General features: G+C 37.9%; 16 protein-coding genes and 1 tRNA gene. 6 read left to right on the top strand and 11 right to left on the bottom strand.

Annotated elements, in window-relative coordinates:
- Window positions 1-194 precede the first annotated feature (194 nt).
- The 6 genes from gpmI to rpoN form a co-directional block, all read right to left on the bottom strand.
- Entirely contained in the window at window positions 195-1,724 is a 1,530-nt protein-coding gene (gene gpmI, locus RWN13_RS22935) for a 2,3-bisphosphoglycerate-independent phosphoglycerate mutase (protein WP_314068443.1), read from the bottom strand.
- 1 nt (window position 1,725) lies between these two features.
- Entirely contained in the window at window positions 1,726-2,481 is a 756-nt protein-coding gene (gene tpiA / locus RWN13_RS22940) for a triose-phosphate isomerase (RefSeq protein ID WP_314068444.1), read from the bottom strand.
- Window positions 2,482-2,558: 77 nt separating this feature from the next.
- Entirely contained in the window at window positions 2,559-3,755 is a 1,197-nt protein-coding gene (locus RWN13_RS22945) for a phosphoglycerate kinase (RefSeq protein ID WP_314068445.1), read from the bottom strand.
- Between the two features lie 142 nt (window positions 3,756-3,897).
- Window positions 3,898-4,902 (bottom strand): type I glyceraldehyde-3-phosphate dehydrogenase, encoded by a 1,005-nt coding sequence (gap, locus tag RWN13_RS22950; RefSeq protein WP_314068447.1) that lies wholly within the window; start codon window positions 4,900-4,902, stop codon window positions 3,898-3,900.
- Between the two features lie 79 nt (window positions 4,903-4,981).
- Window positions 4,982-6,022: a sugar-binding domain-containing protein gene (locus RWN13_RS22955; protein ID WP_314068452.1), complete on the bottom strand. Its 1,041-nt coding sequence runs from the start codon at window positions 6,020-6,022 to the stop codon at window positions 4,982-4,984.
- A gap of 439 nt (window positions 6,023-6,461) precedes the next feature.
- Window positions 6,462-7,790 carry an RNA polymerase factor sigma-54 gene (gene rpoN / locus RWN13_RS22960; protein WP_314068454.1) on the bottom strand — a complete coding sequence of 443 codons (1,329 nt, stop codon included), beginning with the start codon at window positions 7,788-7,790 and terminating at the stop codon, window positions 6,462-6,464.
- Window positions 7,791-7,880: 90 nt separating this feature from the next.
- On the opposite strand from rpoN, the gene RWN13_RS22965 reads away from it, so the two are divergent.
- Both RWN13_RS22965 and RWN13_RS22970 read left to right on the top strand, forming a co-directional pair.
- Window positions 7,881-7,952, top strand: a tRNA-Arg gene (locus RWN13_RS22965).
- A gap of 192 nt (window positions 7,953-8,144) precedes the next feature.
- Complete coding sequence (locus tag RWN13_RS22970; protein WP_314068455.1) at window positions 8,145-8,504, top strand: hypothetical protein; 360 nt, start codon at window positions 8,145-8,147, stop codon at window positions 8,502-8,504.
- Window positions 8,505-8,540: 36 nt separating this feature from the next.
- Here RWN13_RS22970 and RWN13_RS22975 read toward each other — a convergent pair whose 3' ends face one another.
- Window positions 8,541-9,167, bottom strand: coding sequence for a GNAT family N-acetyltransferase (locus RWN13_RS22975; protein WP_314068457.1), 627 nt, complete (start codon window positions 9,165-9,167; stop codon window positions 8,541-8,543).
- Between the two features lie 207 nt (window positions 9,168-9,374).
- On the opposite strand from RWN13_RS22975, the gene RWN13_RS22980 reads away from it, so the two are divergent.
- Both RWN13_RS22980 and RWN13_RS22985 read left to right on the top strand, forming a co-directional pair.
- Window positions 9,375-10,025: a type II CAAX endopeptidase family protein gene (locus RWN13_RS22980; protein ID WP_314068459.1), complete on the top strand. Its 651-nt coding sequence runs from the start codon at window positions 9,375-9,377 to the stop codon at window positions 10,023-10,025.
- A 706-nt stretch (window positions 10,026-10,731) separates the two neighbouring features.
- Window positions 10,732-11,802, top strand: a complete 1,071-nt coding sequence (locus RWN13_RS22985; RefSeq protein WP_314068461.1) for an LCP family protein — start codon at window positions 10,732-10,734, stop codon at window positions 11,800-11,802.
- A gap of 39 nt (window positions 11,803-11,841) precedes the next feature.
- Here RWN13_RS22985 and RWN13_RS22990 read toward each other — a convergent pair whose 3' ends face one another.
- Window positions 11,842-13,296, bottom strand: a complete 1,455-nt coding sequence (locus RWN13_RS22990) for a catalase (RefSeq protein ID WP_314068471.1) — start codon at window positions 13,294-13,296, stop codon at window positions 11,842-11,844.
- 117 nt (window positions 13,297-13,413) lie between these two features.
- A complete protein-coding gene (locus RWN13_RS22995; RefSeq protein WP_314068463.1) occupies window positions 13,414-13,926 on the bottom strand; it encodes a DUF2798 domain-containing protein in 513 nt (170 codons plus the stop codon).
- A gap of 241 nt (window positions 13,927-14,167) precedes the next feature.
- On the opposite strand from RWN13_RS22995, the gene asnA reads away from it, so the two are divergent.
- A complete protein-coding gene (gene asnA, locus RWN13_RS23000) occupies window positions 14,168-15,172 on the top strand; it encodes an aspartate--ammonia ligase (RefSeq protein ID WP_314068473.1) in 1,005 nt (334 codons plus the stop codon).
- A gap of 277 nt (window positions 15,173-15,449) precedes the next feature.
- On the top strand, window positions 15,450-15,674 hold the full coding sequence (locus RWN13_RS23005; RefSeq protein ID WP_314068465.1) for a helix-turn-helix transcriptional regulator: 225 nt from the start codon (window positions 15,450-15,452) through the stop codon (window positions 15,672-15,674).
- Between the two features lie 167 nt (window positions 15,675-15,841).
- On the opposite strand, the gene RWN13_RS23010 is transcribed toward RWN13_RS23005, so the two are convergent.
- Entirely contained in the window at window positions 15,842-17,305 is a 1,464-nt protein-coding gene (locus RWN13_RS23010) for a helix-turn-helix domain-containing protein (RefSeq protein WP_314068467.1), read from the bottom strand.
- 39 nt (window positions 17,306-17,344) lie between these two features.
- Window positions 17,345-17,739: hypothetical protein (locus RWN13_RS23015; RefSeq protein ID WP_314068469.1), on the bottom strand; the 395-nt coding region annotated here is incomplete at its 5' end.

Genomic DNA, 17,739 nt, shown 5'->3' on the forward strand with positions numbered 1-17,739 from the left:
CGTAGTATCTTATTTTTTGATTCCTTAGGGCTTTTACAACATTTCGATGTCCCTTACTCCTAAGTTGCTAAAGCAACAAGGGTAATGGCTCTCCATTTCATGTTGTTTTTTTATTCTAAGGTATTGCTACCGTAGTTTCATCATAATACGTTTTGGCGTAAGTTGCAATTTATACTGCTAATTTTTTGTCTTTTTTACTTAACTATTAACGATTCGCCTGTCATTTCGGCAGGTTTTTCTATGTTCAGTAAATCTAGCATTGTTGGTGCCACATCTGCTAGACGGCCGTCAGTGCGCAATGTTACTCCTTTTTTAGTGACAATTACAGGGACTGGTACTGTTGTATGTGCTGTATGTGGATTGCCTTCAGGTGTGGACATCGTTTCTGAATTACCGTGGTCAGCAAAGATTATTGCAGAACCGCCTTTAGCTAAAATTGCATCAACAACTCGTCCTAAGTTTTCATCTACGGCTTCAATGGCTTTTATTGTCGGCTCTAGCATTCCGGAGTGACCTACCATATCAGGGTTAGCAAAGTTTAGGATAATCGCATCATTTTCATCTGCTTCGATTGAAGCAACTAGAGCATCTGTCACTTCGTAAGCACTCATTTCAGGTTTTAAATCGTATGTTTCAACTTTTGGTGAGTTGATTAAAATACGGCTTTCACCTTCAAATTCTTCATTACGACCACCATTCATAAAGAAGGTAACATGAGGGTATTTTTCAGTTTCAGCAATCCGCAACTGTTTTAAGCCGTGATTTGATAAAACTTCACCAATCACATTCTTCATTTCCATCGGTGGATAAGCGACTTCTGCCACAATACTTGGATTGTAAAGCGTCATCGTCACAAATTTAACATTTGTTGGATGATTTTGACGCTCAAAATGTTCCCACTCAAGGTCAGTGAACGCATTTGATAATTGAATCGCCCGATCCGGTCGGAAGTTAAAGAAAATAACAGCGTCATTCTCTTTGACAGTCGCCACTGGTTTGCCGTCTTTCTCAATCACTGTTGGTAAAACAAATTCATCATTAATACCTTCAGCATATGAGGCTTCAATTGCTTCAACAGGGTCAGTTGCTTTTACGCCTTCACCTAAAACTAAAGCATTATAAGCTTTTTCAACACGTTCCCAACGTTTGTCACGATCCATTGCGTAGAAACGACCTGATACAGTCGCTACTTGGCCGTAGTTTATCTCTGCCATTTTAGCAACCAATTCTTTCATAAATCCAGCACCTGATGTCGGGGCAACGTCACGACCATCTAAGAACGCATGAACGTAAGTTTCTTTAACACCTTTGGCTTTAGCTGTTTCTAAAAGAGCATATAAATGGTTTTGATGACTGTGAACCCCACCATCCGATAATAGACCAAATAAATGTAAGGCTGAGTTATTTTCAATGGCATAAGTCATTGCACTGTTCAAAATGTCATTTTTTTGGAATTCACCATCTGAAATGGCTTTATCGATTCTAGTTAGACTTTGATACACGATACGTCCGCCACCAATGTTTGTGTGACCTACTTCTGAGTTCCCCATTTGTCCTTCAGGTAACCCAACATCTAAGCCAGCTGCCTTCATTGTAGCATGTGGAAATTCATTGTAGTAACGATCAAAATTAGGTTTATTCGCTTGTGCGACAGCATTGCCAACGGTTTCTTCCCGTTGGCCAAAACCGTCTAAGATAATAATCGCGACAGGTGCTTTACTCATACTATTTAACAGCCTCCAATAAAGCTAAGAAAGATTTTGGCTCAAGACTTGCGCCACCTACTAATGCTCCATCGATATTTTCTTGTGCCATGTATTCTTTAATATTTTCTGGTTTTACGCTACCGCCGTATTGGATACGAACTTTGTTAGCTGTGTCAGCGCCGAATTTATCAGCAATCGTTTTACGGACAACAAAACATGTTTCGTCAGCATCTGTAGCTGATGACGATTTACCCGTTCCAATCGCCCAAATAGGTTCGTACGCAACGACTAAATTAGCGACTTGGTCATTCGTTAAACCATCTAATGCATTTTCAACTTGGCCTTTAATCCAGCCTTCAGTTTCGCCAGCTTCACGCTGTTCTAATGTTTCACCACAACAAACAATTGGTGTCATGCCATTGGTAATAATCGCTTTAGCTTTTTTATTAACATCTTCATCTGTTTCGTGGAAAAACTCACGACGCTCAGAATGACCGATGATAACGTATTGAACACCTAAATCAGCAATTGCTGCTGGTGAATTTTCACCAGTAAAAGCGCCAGCGTTTTCGAAGTAACAGTTTTGAGCTGAAATTTTTAATTCGGTTCCTTTAGTCGCTTCAGCTAAGCCTTGTAAAAATAAAGCTGGTGAGCCTACAACTGAATCCACAGCTGAATTAGCGGGAATATTGTTTTTAACTTCTTCAATAAAAGTGAAGGCTTCATCAGCCGTTTTGTTCATTTTCCAGTTTCCTGCAATAATTGGTTTACGCATGGGTAGTAACTCCTTCTATTGTTTGACTTATCAAAGGGGCATTGAAATAGCTCAATGCACCTCCAATATCATCTGTTTTATTTTTCTGTTAAAGCTGTTAATCCTGGTAACTCTTTGCCTTCTAGTAACTCTAGAGAAGCTCCGCCACCTGTTGAGATCCATGAGAATTTATCCGCACGGCCCAAGTTAATAGCTGCTGCAGCTGAATCGCCACCACCAATGATTGATGTTGCCCCTTCTTGAGCAGCAATAGCATCCATCACAGCGATTGTTCCTTTAGCAAAATCTTCGTTTTCAAACACGCCCATTGGACCGTTCCAAACAACAGTTTTAGCGCCATCAATCACTGATTCAAACAATTCAATTGTTTTGGGACCAATATCCAGACCCAAGAACCCTTTATCGATTGCTTCGCCTTCAGTTGCTTTTAATTCAGTATAGCCAGCAAAAGCATTTGCTTCAATTGAATCGACTGGTAACACAAGTTTATCGCCAGCTTTTTCAATGAGAGATTTTGCTAATTCAACTTTATCTAATTCAACTAATGAATCACCGATTTCGATTCCTTTAGCAGCGTAAAACGTGTAAGTCATTCCGCCACCAACAATCACTTTGTCAGCTTTTTCAAGTAGGTTTTCAATCACACCAATTTTATCCGATACTTTTGACCCGCCTAAAATTGCCACAAAGGGACGAACAGGCGCTTCAACCGCTTCTTTAATAAATTTGATTTCATTTTCCATTAAGAATCCAGCAGCTGCTTGAGAAACGTTTGATGAGATCCCAACGTTTGAGGCATGAGCGCGGTGAGCAGTTCCGAAAGCGTCATTTACAAAAATGTCATCTCCAAGAGAAGCCCAATATTTGCCTAAATCAGCATCATTCTTTGATTCTTTTTTACCATCGATGTCTTCAAAACGGGTATTTTCAACAAGTAAAACTTCACCAGCTTTTAAATCGTTGATTGCCGTTTCTAAAACCTGACCTCGTGTTTCAGGGACAAAAATAACTTCTTTGCCTAGTAATTCACTTAGACGAGTGGCAACTGGACGCAATGATTTGCCTTCTTTGTCGGCTTCTTCTTTAACGCGACCTAAATGTGAAAATAGAATTGCTTTCCCACCATTATCAAGGATGTATTCAATCGTTGGTAATGCAGCGGCAATCCGATTATCATCTGTAATAACGCCATCTTTTAATGGAACGTTAAAGTCAACGCGGACTAATACCTTTTTATCGTTTAATTCTAAATCTTTGACAGTAATTTTAGCCATGAAGCTAACCTCCTAGTAGTTGTGAATCTAAAATGAATTGAATTTACTAACGCATAACACGTCAGACGCCATCCATATAAATAAGCGGGGAAGCGCGATGCTTCCCCGCTTATCTGTTCAGTCATTCAAACCTAAGTTCTAATTAACCTAATTTAGCAAAGTATTCTAAAGTACGAACTAATTGTGCAGTGTATGACATTTCATTGTCGTACCAAGCAACAGTTTTAACTAATTGATTATCGCCAACTGTCATTACTTTAGTTTGTGTTTCGTCGAATAAAGAACCAAACGTCATACCTACAACGTCTGAAGAAACAATCGGATCTGCAGTGTAACCATAAGATTCGTTAGCTGCTGCTTTCATTGCTGCGTTAACTTCGTCAACTGTTACTTTTTTGTCTAAAATTGTGACTAATTCTGTTAAAGAACCAGTTGCCACAGGAACACGTTGAGCAGCTCCATCTAATTTACCATTTAATTCTGGGATTACTAAACCGATTGCTTTAGCAGCACCAGTTGTATTTGGCGTGATGTTTTCAGCAGCCGCGCGCGCACGACGGAAGTCTCCACCAGGGTGAGGTCCATCAAGAGTCATTTGGTCACCTGTGTAAGCATGGATAGTCGTCATTAAACCTTCAGCGATACCAAATTCTTTGTTTAATACGTCAGCCATAGGAGCTAAACAGTTAGTCGTACATGAAGCACCAGAGATAACTGTTTCTTTACCTGTTAAGATATCATGGTTAGTATTGTAAACGATTGTTGGTACATCATTTCCACCAGGAGCAGAAATTACAACACGTTTAGCGCCACCCTTAAGATGTTTTTCAGCACCCTCTTTAGAAGTGAAGAAACCAGTACATTCTAATACGATTTCAACGCCTAAGTCGCCCCATGGTAATTCTTCTGGGTTACGGTTAGCTAATACTTTTACTTCTTTACCGTTAACATTGAAATAACCATCATGAACTTCTACTTCACCATTGAAACGGCCTTGTGTAGTGTCATATTTTAATAAATGAGCCAACATTTTTGAATCTGTTAAATCGTTGATTGCTACTACTTCAATACCTTCTACTTCTTGAATACGGCGGAATGCTAAGCGCCCAATACGTCCAAATCCATTAATACCTACTTTAACTGTCATGCGAGATTTCCTCCTTTAGAAAATCGAAAAATTATTTATTTTAAAGGGCGAACCCTTTTAAAATCATTTAGTTAGTGTTTCAGTCAAGATTAATTGACTTTAACATTTCATTTGCTGCCCCTTCGTCGGTGATTAACCACGTTTGCTGGGGAGCATGCTTCATATAAGAGTGAATCGCTTTGGCTTTTGATTTCCCACCGGCTACGGCTAAGATATAGGGAACTTTCTCCAAATCTTTTAATTGTAAGCCAATTCGTGGTATTTTGTAGACGACTTTGCCGTCTTCATCAAAAAAATACCCAAAAGATTCTGCCACGGCACCGCTGTTTTTAAGCATGACCAATTCTTGTTCGCTCATCCCTCTTCTAGCTGCCATATGTAGCGCTCTTCCAATACTGTGAATCACACAAGTAGATTCATTAATTAAACCCAACACCTGTTGAACAAAAGGTTCTTGCAACAAGCTCTGGTATGTCTCATGGCTAACTCGCTCCGGCACGTATAAGGGGCGGGAAGTGCCGCCGGTCTTTGAAGCCATCATAGCACTGACTGAGTTCGCTTGAATGTCGACCGTTTCTCCGATACCGCCACGGGCAGGTACAAACACATTATTACGAATGTTATGATCTAACATTGTCATGTTTTCTGCTACAGCTGCCATCGTTGTGCCACCCATTACAGCAATCACATTTTCCTTATCAGGTAACAAGGTACTCAAAGATTCAGAGATAATCTGACCAAAACTTGCTAATACTTTACTTTCATCGTCACTGTCACCAGCTACAATGATGCATTTTTCAACACCAAAGTATTCCGCTAATTTCCGCTCTTTTTGTTTCATGCCTGAATATTTGCCCATTAAGGACTCTAATCCAACCATTACCTTTTCACCCTCTGTTGTAAGGGTCATGCCACTTTTAGATGTTTCTATCAAACGTAAGCTTTTAAGCAAATCAGTTTCCGTCCGCAAAACTCGTTCAGTCATGTCCATCTTCATCGCTAACGTCCGTCTGCCAACTGGAGACATCCAATTGATATTGCGCAGAATCGTAAAGCGTTCTTGAACGAGATCCATAAGGTCTGGAGCTATTTTTTCAATTAGTTCTAATTGGTTTTCCATTGTTGGACTCCTTCGTTGGACTTAAAATGACCAAGTGCGTCGTTTGGCGACCCATCGATTCCAAAAAAAACGATAAAACCGAAATCAAGTAATATATTATTACATTTTCGTCTCTATCAACTTACAAGGATAGTGTAACACCAAAAAAAAAGTTTAGCAAGTAAAAAACAGTTTAATTGATTACCCTTCACCCATTCTTCACAAGTCTTGTGAAATTATTGTCAGTGATTTTCCACTGTTAATCGAACGATTACCTCACTATAACTAGTTAAAGTTTGTGACAGTTTAGTCATTGTTACATTACTTCCTTATAAATACTCGTTTTTTTCTAGTTTTATTAAAAAAAGCGAACAACCCATTAATCGATTGTTCGTCTTCTAAAACTTAACTCTTTTAATTCAAACTAAAAATAACCTTTTGTCCAATTTACAATTTCCCCTCAATCATACCGTTTGCGCTTGCTGGAAGCAGCAATCCCTAAAAGATCTCGGTACTTAGCCACCGTCCTGCGAGATATCTCAACATCTTCAGCTGTCAAAATATCAACTATTTTTTGATCGGATAAAGGTTTCGCCTTATTTTCATTTTCCACCAATTGCTTAATTCTGGTTTGAACGTCTGCTGCCGAAACATCCTCTCCCTCACTGTTTTGACTTAAACCTGTCGTAAAGAACGACCGTAGTTCAAACACTCCAAACTTCGTTTGCAAGTATTTTCCGTTAACAGCTCGGCTGACCGTCGACTCGTGAATTTCTAACTCTTCAGCAATTTCTTTCAATGTCATTGGTTTTAATGGTCGCTCTGTGTCAAAGAAAAAAGGCGCTTGGCGAGTGACTATTTCTGTCCCAACTCGCAAGATGGTATCTCCACGCTGTGTAACACTGCGTTTAATCCAGTCAAACTCAGCTTTTTTTTCTTTAATATACTGTTTGACTTCCCGATCACCCGTTTCAGCCATTTTATCAAAATAGCTTTGCTGAAATTCAATAATCGGAGCACCACTGCGAGTTGATAGTACTTCGATAGACTCATCTTTGACATTTACTAGTAAATCAGGATTAATATAATGATCTGTTGATTCTCCGAAGGCTGCTCCTGGAAAAGGACTCAATGTCTGAATATAATCATGTATCTCTTGAATGGTCTGTAAATCAACCGAATATCGATTTGCCACTTCTTTCCATTTACGATTGGCGAAGTTTTCAAACTCCTCTTCTATAACTACATAAGCCAAAGGCGGTGCTTCATTATCTCGCTCAATTTGCAACAATAGACATTCCTGTAAGTCCCGCGCCCCCACACCTGCGGGATCTAACTGCTGCAATAAAGTTAATGCGTCTAGCATTTGAATGTATTCTGCACCTGTTTGGCGAATCGCTTCTTCTAGGGTGATGGTTAAATATCCATTAACATCCACGTACTCTGTAAAGAAAATAATTAATTGTCTCAAATAGGTATCCCGATAGTTCAGATGAATTTGAGCTAAAAGTGATTCAAACAGGGACATGCCTTTATCCGGAATTTGATTTATATAACTTGTTTCCTGGCCATCATAGCTACTTTTTGATGACGAACGAATCGGCGAATCGGCGTAGTCGCTTTCAACTTTTACATCGATTAGCGGATTTTCCAATGCTTTACTTTCTAAAAAGGCACGCAAATCATCTGTATTATATTGAAGCATTTGAATAGATTGCTGTAGTTGCTGAGTCATCGCCATCTTTTGAATTTGTTTTTGCTGTTGGTTCAAATTTTGATTAAATTGCATGTTTTCCACTTCTTTCTATCAGTAAAAGAGAATATTATAAAAATACACTTGCTATTTCCTTCATAATTAGGTAAACTAATCTATGTGCTTGCGGCCTTAGTGTAGTGGATATCACGTAAGATTCCGGTTCTTGAGACAGGGGTTCGATTCCCTTAGGCCGCGTTAAAACAAGCTAATGTTCTCCCTCTTCTTCCTTATTTTAGCATAAAATAAGGAAGAAGAGGAGAGGACATTATTTTTTTAGTTCGAATAAATGCTTGCCAATTAAAAACGCTTTAAATAACTAAGCATAGACAGGTCATGACTTACATCCTATGTTATAATGACATAGATAATTTAAAAGGAGTTGCTGATATGAAACATGGTATTTTAATTTACGGACCTACACCACTTTTCGGTGGTCAACTTGGTGCGAATAAACAAAATTTGATTTCCGCGCTTTTTGGTGTTGGTAATAATAAAAAACTAGTGCAAGCTGTTAAGAATCAGATTGTCACCAATCAATTAGATTGGCACTTTGATTTTGATCAAACCGAAAGTAATCCTCAGGAAATCATGAATCAAGGTACCGACCTTATTGTCGTTTTACCTGAGTTAGTGAAAAAGTTTGATACGGGCTCAATCCCGACCAACTCTCTAATCGAACTGACGAGTACTGAATACCATCAGAATGATGTCACACGGATTATCTCTTATATGAAACAACAATCATAATATAAAAAATAAGCCAGCGCTTTTACTGGCTTTTTTTTATAGCTTTGAATAAGGAATCATAGGTAAAGGTTCTTTCGATGGCTTGGCCAATCGCTTTTGCATCCAAACAATGTCGTACCAATTGCCTAATTTATAAGCAAATTGCTGAAATTTAGCGACCTGTTGATATCCAAGTTTTTTATGAAATACTTGGCTGGCGTGATTATCACCTGTAATGCACGCAACTAAGTAGAAAATATTTTGCTCGATGACTTCTTTTTCTAAATGTCTATATAACTTACTACCGACACCTTTCCCCTTTGCTTCTGTCGCTAAATAAATGGTCGCCTCTGCTGTCCATGCATAGCCTGGTCTGTTATTATAAGCGTGAGCATAGGCGTAACCAAGCAGATTCCCAGATTGATTTTCTGCTACTAAAAAAGGATAGTCTTCCAGCGTTGAGGTAATCCTTTGTCGAAATTCAGTGAGTGATGGTACTTTATATTCAAAAGAAATCGTTGTGTCAGTCACATAGGGCTGATAGATCTTTAATAACTCTTCTGCATCACATTCGTTTGCTAATCTTATCCTGATCATTCTTACACCTAGCCTAACAATTAATTTTAGAAAATCATACCAAACCTTTGATTCAATTTCAATCAAAATAACTTTAGAAGCAGACATATAACGTTCTCGTTTTATCTTCAGGTTATCTAACACATAGTTTACATCACAAACTTTATAGCCAAAACTCTAAAGAAAATATTGTTATTTTTAGAAATAAATATATACTATGAGTTATCACTAAAATAATTGACAGTATGATTGTTAAAGCAACGGTCGGTGATGCTAACTTTATCAATGTCAACACATTCTGTAGGAGGTTATCACATGAAGAAAACTCTAACTAATCACAAACAAGGCTGTTTACTAATCCTTAGCGGCATTATTGTAGGCCTTCTTTTCCAATTCTTAGGTGTCATTGCTAACAATTCTAGCCCCTCTTTCGCTTCCATAATAAAAGTTTTGGGCAGTGGGTTTAATGCGATTGCCATGGGGATTTTAATTTATTTAATTATTAAAGAGGAATTTTGGGACTGGTTTAACCATTTTAATATTAAATGGGTCATCGTCGGAATTCCACTGTTACTCTTAGTTAGTATGTTATCCGGTACAATTTGGACATCTGTTGCTGGTAAGTTAGCAGCAAACAGCATTAACGACTCATTATCATGGGGTTATGTCATAGCCAATGTCCCTTTTATGTTATTCGGTGAAGAACTATTATCTATTGGTATTTTATATGGTGCATGGAAAAAATTAAACTGGAAATTTTGGCAAGCTTCCTTATTTTGCGGATTTCTCTTTGCCATTTGGCACCTTACCTCTTATGACTTCAATTTAATGCAATGTATCGTCACCATATTACCAAGTCGCCTTGTACTTAATTATCTGTTTAAGAAAACTGATTCGGTTTGGGTCACATTAATTGTCCACATTGCCTTCGATGTTCTAACATTTTTACCTATTTTGTTGAAATAACGAATAAACCCAGCTGCTTAACCTTGGTTTGGTTTTATTGGTTAGCTATTTTGTTTGACGTGCCTTCTGATCCTCTTGGTTGCTACACTTAACTTTCTCAAGCTCTCATATCGGAAAAAGCAAAAAGCTTGATTAATTGTTGCAGATTTACTTGTTCTATAATGGGTTCTTACACTAATTTGATCATTGGGTTTGTCATAAAAAGAATAAGTAGCATAAAAAGAATCTGAAGACTTTGACGTTGTTGTTGCAACACGATAAACACTTTTTACATTTCTTTGAATACTGCAGATTTTTGTAAGTACTGTCTTTACAAAATGCGCTGTCAGTTCTTTATTTTTAATGTTTCTCCTGACTTTAATTCCGTCTATGATCGTTCACTCCCCTACTTCGATAAAAGAAGCTCATTCGTTATAGGTGACCTATCGAGTGATTACGCATTAACTATAGTTGGTTTTATTTGATTGTTCAACCTTTTGTCACACATTACCATTGTTTTAGTGGAATCTATATCATCTGTAATATCGTTCATTAAATGGCACGTTCACACACTTTTAATAAGTGCTTATAGATATCCACCTTGCTTACTACTCGTAAATTGATTTATCATATCTTGTTTTTTTATTAACCTTCAGGATATTATTTTATTATTTTACAATTCCATGATAAAATACCAATAGACTTTTAGTATGGGGGATAATATTAAATGAGAAAACAACGAAAACGAACGTCGGACGCCCCGACAAGAATTGATCGTCATCAAAAACGAAAACGAAATTATACACCTTTACTCGTTATTTTAGCCTTTTTACTTTTAGGAGGCGTGGCTTATGGGACTAAGATTTACGTTGATGCTAAATCAGCCGTCGATAATTCTTACAAAGAATTAAAACAAACCAAAAATACGATTACTAAAGACGGTAAGGAAATTGCTGTAAAACCGATTGATGGCGTTATTTCATTACTAGTAATGGGGCTAGATGATGATTCTATTCGACAATTAGGAAGTGCACGAACGGATGCCCTTCTGTACTTAACCATTGATACAAAAAAACATGCTATTAATATGGTAAGTATTCCAAGAGATACTTATACTGATATTTTTTCAGACGATTTTTACGGAAAAGACAAAATAAATGCCGCCTACACCTATGGCCAAGAAGAAGCCTCTATTGACGCTGTTGAGAACTTATTAAATGTGCCTATTAACCACTATATTTCCTTTAATTTTCAATCCTTTTTAGGTATTGTTGATGCTCTAGGAGGCATCGACGTGGAGGTACCGATTACGTTTACGGATACGAATACCGAAGGGAATGGCGAAGTCACTCTGAAAGAGGGTAAGCAACATTTAAACGGTGAACAAGCTTTAGCTCTGGCACGTACACGTCATTCAGATAACGATATCAAGCGCGGTGAGCGTCAACAATTGGTGATTAAAGCGATTGCTGACAAAGCCACTAGCGTTGGCTCACTTAGCAAATACTCAGAAATAATTAAGGCTGTTGGCAAGAATATGCAAACCAACCTTTCCTTTGATGAAATGCTTTCCCTAGCTCAATCTGGCATCAAAGAATCCTACTCTTTTAATTCCTACTTGTTTGACTGGCAATCCTTCGATTTAGATGGTGCTAGTATGGTTGAATTATTCCCTGACAGTGTGGAATATATTAGTCATCGATTCCGAGTCGGTTTAGGATTAGATACAGAAGATGAACGAGATAGCTTAGATTATCAATTCCAAACCAATGGCATTGGCTATTTCCAAGGAAATTAAAAAAGTGAGGCAGTCCCATAAAGGGTTGCCTCACTTTTTTTACGTTAACTCGATACCCAATCCTGCCGCAATCCTAGCTCCATAATCCGGATCTGCTTTTAAGAAATGAGCGATTTGACGTTTCTTTATCGCCTCATCTGCAACTGGCATCATATGGCCCACAATGTTTGCCACCAAACGTGCTTTTTCATCCTCAGGAAGCAATCGGTATAAATCGCCTGCTTGAGTGTAATGGTCGTTGTCATTATAAGCAACCGAATCAGCCATACCGGAGATTTCAAAACTTGCTTGCTTGTTAACAGGTGTCTCCGTAGGCCCTCCCAGGCTGTTTGGTTCATAATAAACTGAGCTGCCACCATTACTATCGGAACGCATCGCGCCATCACGATGATAATTATTAACCTCATTTTTTGGACGATTAATCGGCAATAAATGACTATTGGTGCCTACCCGGTGACGATGTGCATCACCGTAAGCAAACAGACGGCCTTGCAATAATTTATCAGGAGAAAAATCAATCCCTGGTACAATATTCCCTGGCGTAAAAGTCACTTGCTCAACTTCCGAAAAATAATTATTAGGATTACGATTAAGAACCATCCGACCAACTTCAATCAGTGGATAATCTTTTTGTGACCATACTTTAGTTACATCAAAAGGATTAAAACGATACTTATCCGCGTCTTCTAAAGGCATAATCTGTACCTTTAAGGTCCACGCCGGATAATTGCCCTCCTCAATTGAATTAAACAAATCTTCCGTATGATGATCCGGATTACTGCCATCAATCTCCTGAGCAACTTCAGAAGTTAGATTTTGAATGCCTTGTTCCGTTTTAAAGTGATATTTCACCCAGACACTTTCTCCTTCAGCATTGGTCCATTTAAATGTGTGACTGCCAAACCCGTGCATATGACGCAATGTTGCAGGTATACCACGGTCGGACATTAAAATAGTCACTTGGTGCAGGGACTCTGGTGACAAGGACCAAAAATCCCAAATTGCACGATGATTTTTCAAATGAGTTTGAGGATCACGTTTTTGGGTGTGGATAAAATCAGGAAACTTAATCGCATCTCTGATGAAGAAAATCGGCGTATTATTACCAACTAAATCATAATTCCCTTCTTCTGTATAAAACTTCACTGCAAAGCCTCGCGGATCACGCAGTGTATCAGAGGAACCACTTTCTCCTGCCACAGTCGAAAAACGAGCAAACAAATCCGTCTTTTTGCCCACTTCTGAAAGAAAATCAGCTTTTGTATAACGACTCAAATCCTTGGTCACTTCAAAATAACCATGAGCTCCGGCCCCTTTGGCATGAACCACTCGCTCAGGCACACGTTCTCTGTTAAAATGTGCTAATTTCTCTAACAAAGCCACATCTTGGATCAGTACTGGACCTCTATTACCAGCCGTCATTGAGTTCTGATTATCACCAATCGGCGCCCCAGCATCCGTTGTTAGATTATTTTTCGTATTATCTAAATTCATTGTCAAAAGATATCACCTCGTCGTTTATTCTATATTACTCAAATTATTAAATAATAATAGTTATAAATAGGATATCTAATGGACGTTTTAAAATCAAGCTATATGCCTACCTACATATCATCCCCTGACCTCTCCTTCAAATAAAAGAGATTCCCTGCAGTGTTTGACTGTCATCACTTTGCGAGCAAGCGGCTGCACGATAACCAGTTCGATAAATAAAACAATGGCAAAATTTCGCGGCCATGCTGTTAAAAACCGCCCAAATCCCCCCCTCTCAATCAAAAAACCATGCCCAATAAAATCGCCGATAAGCGTCATACTAAAGGACATCCCAATCACTGTAAACAAGACAGTAAACAAAATAATGGCATTAAAACTATCTTCTTTATCCGTAAATTTTCCAACTAACTTTTGAACAGGACGGTGCATAACAACATTTTCCAACAATAACGCAATAATGAAAAATAAAGGAAATGCCTTTGCAACAGTGATAACTAATTCTAGATTGACTGTTTTAAGTTGCAAATAAATATTAAAAGAAGCCATCAAAAAGGCGGTGATACCACATATTATCACCCCGTATAATAGGCCTTCTTTGTTTGTTTGTGGTAAACGTTTCTCTCGCTTCATCGTCATTCTCCATTCTTTTTATCAGTGAACACAAAAAGACGCAGGTTCCCATCTATCTCAGATGGTTCCTACGTCAACTTGTAATCTGCACTGTTTTGTTAGTGTAACAAAAAACTAAGACCTCGTCCAGATGAAAATTTAATCATATGTTATAGAACAGGATTTAAATAAAATAGAGTAACTTTTTTGACTGTTTTGTGGTAAAATAATGAGAATACAATTAGAATGAGGTGCATGACGTATCAGTAAGACAATAGTTCCTAACAATTACCAATCAGCTTTAAATGTGTATGATACACAAACAGCCATTGGCTTTATTAAAAGATGTTTTGAAGAGGCCATGACAGGGAGTTTAAAACTTAAGCGAGTTTCGGCCCCTCTCTTCGTTAATCAGCAATCTGGTTTAAACGATAACTTGAGCGGTGTCGAGCGACCTGTCCAATTTGATGTTCCATCATTAAATGACAACGGTGAAGTCGTTCATTCTTTAGCCAAGTGGAAACGTTTGGCACTTAAACAGTATGATTTCCATGCTGGCAACGGCTTATACGCTGATATGAATGCCATTCGTCGTGATGAAGTACTGGATAACTTGCATTCGATATACGTGGATCAATGGGATTGGGAACGTGTCATCACCAGAGAACAACGTACGCTTGATTATTTAAAACAAGTAGTCCAAGGTCTTGTGAATGCGATGGCTGAGACAGCTAGTCGTCTTCACACGAAATACCCAAGTGTTGATGTCAAAATCGATACCACTATTTCTTTTATTACCAGTCAAGAGTTGGCTGATTTGTTTCCAGGTTTGGATTCAAAAGAACGTGAGCACGCCTATGTTAAAAATCATCCGACTACCTTTATCTTGCAAATTGGGGATGTCCTTCTGAGCGGCGAACCTCATGACAACCGAGCTCCGGACTACGATGACTGGTCACTTAATGGTGACTTACTGTTCTGGCATGAACCCTTGAATTGTGCCATGGAACTCTCTAGTATGGGAATTCGAGTGGATGACGAGGCGCTTCTTGCACAATTGGAAAAAGCCAACGCAAGTGATCGAATGGCTTTTGACTTCCATAAACAAGTGGCCAATAACGAATTGCCCTTAACCATCGGCGGTGGCATTGGCCAGAGTCGGATGTGCATGCTATTACTCGGAAAAGCCCATATTGGCGAAGTTCAAGTCTCACTGTGGGATCAAGAAACTGTTGAAGCCTGCCAGGACAAAATTTTCTTATTATAACCATTAAAAATCGTCTCGATTCCTACTGGAATTAAGGCGTTTTTTAGTTTTTCTCATAAAGATATAGAACATTAATGACCTCCAGTTATCACTAATTGTTAATTTGAATTCATTTCCAAAATACCCCTTATATTGAAAACTTCATAGATGTATGAAAAAGTTGATTATCATTAGCACATACTATTAGGTATGATAAACATATAAAGGACGAATTCGTCCGCCATAAGACAATGTGTCCCAGTATGTATAATTATAGAAAAAGGTAGGTGGAGATTTTATGGAAAAAGAACTCACTGATTCAATTTACAATAAAGTATACGAGTACCGTGTGTTAAAGAGAATGTCTCAAAAAGATTTGGCAGAAGCCATTGGTGTCAGTCGCCAAACAATCTTTCTCTTGGAAAAAAAAACTCAGGCTCCTTCCCTCTTAATGGCTTTTCGCTTAGCCACATACTTCAATGTGGATGTTAGCGACATGTTCCGCTACGAGAAAAAAGGATAAGTTAATCTTGAGGCATCCGACTGATAGTCGCAAAATCTCAAAAAAGGAGGAAAAGGACACTTGCCCTTTCCTCCTTTTTCCGCAATACTTTTTGGAAATCTTTGTCACCAAGCAAGAAATTGTTTGCTTAATGACAGAGATTTCTAAATGATGGGACGTCATGTCATTCAAGACTCTGCCAAAGCGGATGATATTTTTTTTAATAAACTTTTCCAATCGTCTGCAATAGGAATTGTTTGAAAGAGTAAATAATCACTTTTCAAAACATAATCATTGATATACTCAGAATAATTAGTCACGATGATATCCACGCCAATAGCTTCAATAATATCTTCGTTCAAAGAAATTGAATCCAGAAAAAACAATTCATGAGTCCCTGCTAATAATTGATTGGCATAGGCCTTGGTTTGCAAACAAACATAGTGATTGCCTTCTAACAAAAAAGCAATTTTCAATGGGGGGCGTTTATAACTTGCCTCAATAGCTGTCATGAAAAGAGTCAAATTGGCAGCCACATCCTTAATAATCGACTCACTGAATAACTGTCGGGATAATGGGTGTTCTTGCAGAAAATTGACATTTTTATTAAACATTTCAGATTGTGAAGAATCCATAAATTGAGTGCAGTCTATGAGATTTCTAACATGTAGCTCGGTCAGTTGGATTTCTAAATAACAGCAGGTGAAGAACGAATGAACCAATGCTTCGACACCGTTAACACCATAATCAGTACATTGCTTTATGTAGTCCTCAGCGATTCTCTGAACTAACTTATTAGAATAGCGATTAACAAACTCCGCTTCACTTTCTACAGAGTCGATGTTTCGATTGGTAATCAAAAATAATTTGATATACAATAATTCCTCATCTGATAAAAATTCGCCCGTTTTCTCCAAAATAATTTCTTTAAGCGTATTTAAATCAAAATTCTCATGATGCTTTAACAGTTCCCCCTTCAATATTTCAGGTATTTGAATGTGATTGCCTCCTTGAGACCGTTCAATACTAATGAGTAAAATGTAACAAAACATTGAAAACTGAATGGCTAAATGAGTTTCCAATTTATAAATCTTTGAAAACTCCAAAACAATCTCTTGAATCATAATATTAGGCGTCACTGTGTGAGGAGTGGCATCTGCCTCATAAAAAAATGAAAGAAAAAACTTTCTGATATTTTGCTCACTTCCTTTAAATGCGACAGGAGAATACTCGATCTCAAACTGATAGGCATTGACAATCTTTTCTAATTTCTTTAAATTTCGTAAAATTGTGCTTTCAGATTTATGTAAATGGTCAGACCACTCTCCAACTGATAACAACTCATTATTAAAGATGGCTGTAATAATAACAAATAGCGGTTCCAAATCAAGTAATTTTTTTTTCTTGCGAATATACTCTTCCGAATGAATTTCGAAAAAACTATACCCCATGTTAGTGACATCAATTCGAACAGACTCACCAAAATAATTTCTAATATTCGAAATATCACTAATGATAGTTCTTGTTGTTGACGAAACAGCTTTAGCTAAATCTTTGGTGGACACTGTTCGCTCTCGCTCTAGTTCTATAAGTAATTGAAACCAGCGCTTGTTTACTTTATCCGTTAATAATTGTCGATGAAAATACTGCATCCGTTTCCTCCTCAATTGTTCAATCTGCCAAACTCCTAGTTAATGAAAATAAATCAGTTTAAAAACACCATAAATTAAGAACAGTACTTTAGGGACTGTCAGAATCATTGAAAGACTGAATATCGCAGCAAGTTGATGTTGATTGTTCACCAATAGAATTATCATTAGTAGCGCGCATACAGCTCCCAATACATAACAACTTAGACAGGTTAGTTCAGCGAGCTTCTCATGTTTGTCAGATGACTCCACCGCATAATTACCTTCTATTTGCTGGATTAATTTACCTGACTTAAACTTACGACCCGCCCAAACTAAACTGAAGCTTAATAAACTTAACAAGCTAATCGATATCAACAATGATCCCACTCCTTTAACTATAATGGTCCGACCTTCAATGCTTTGTACCTCTCTTGTACTTAGCAATTGATGTGAAC

Source organism: uncultured Vagococcus sp. (genome assembly GCF_963518325.1).
GTDB lineage: Bacteria > Bacillota > Bacilli > Lactobacillales > Vagococcaceae > Vagococcus_D.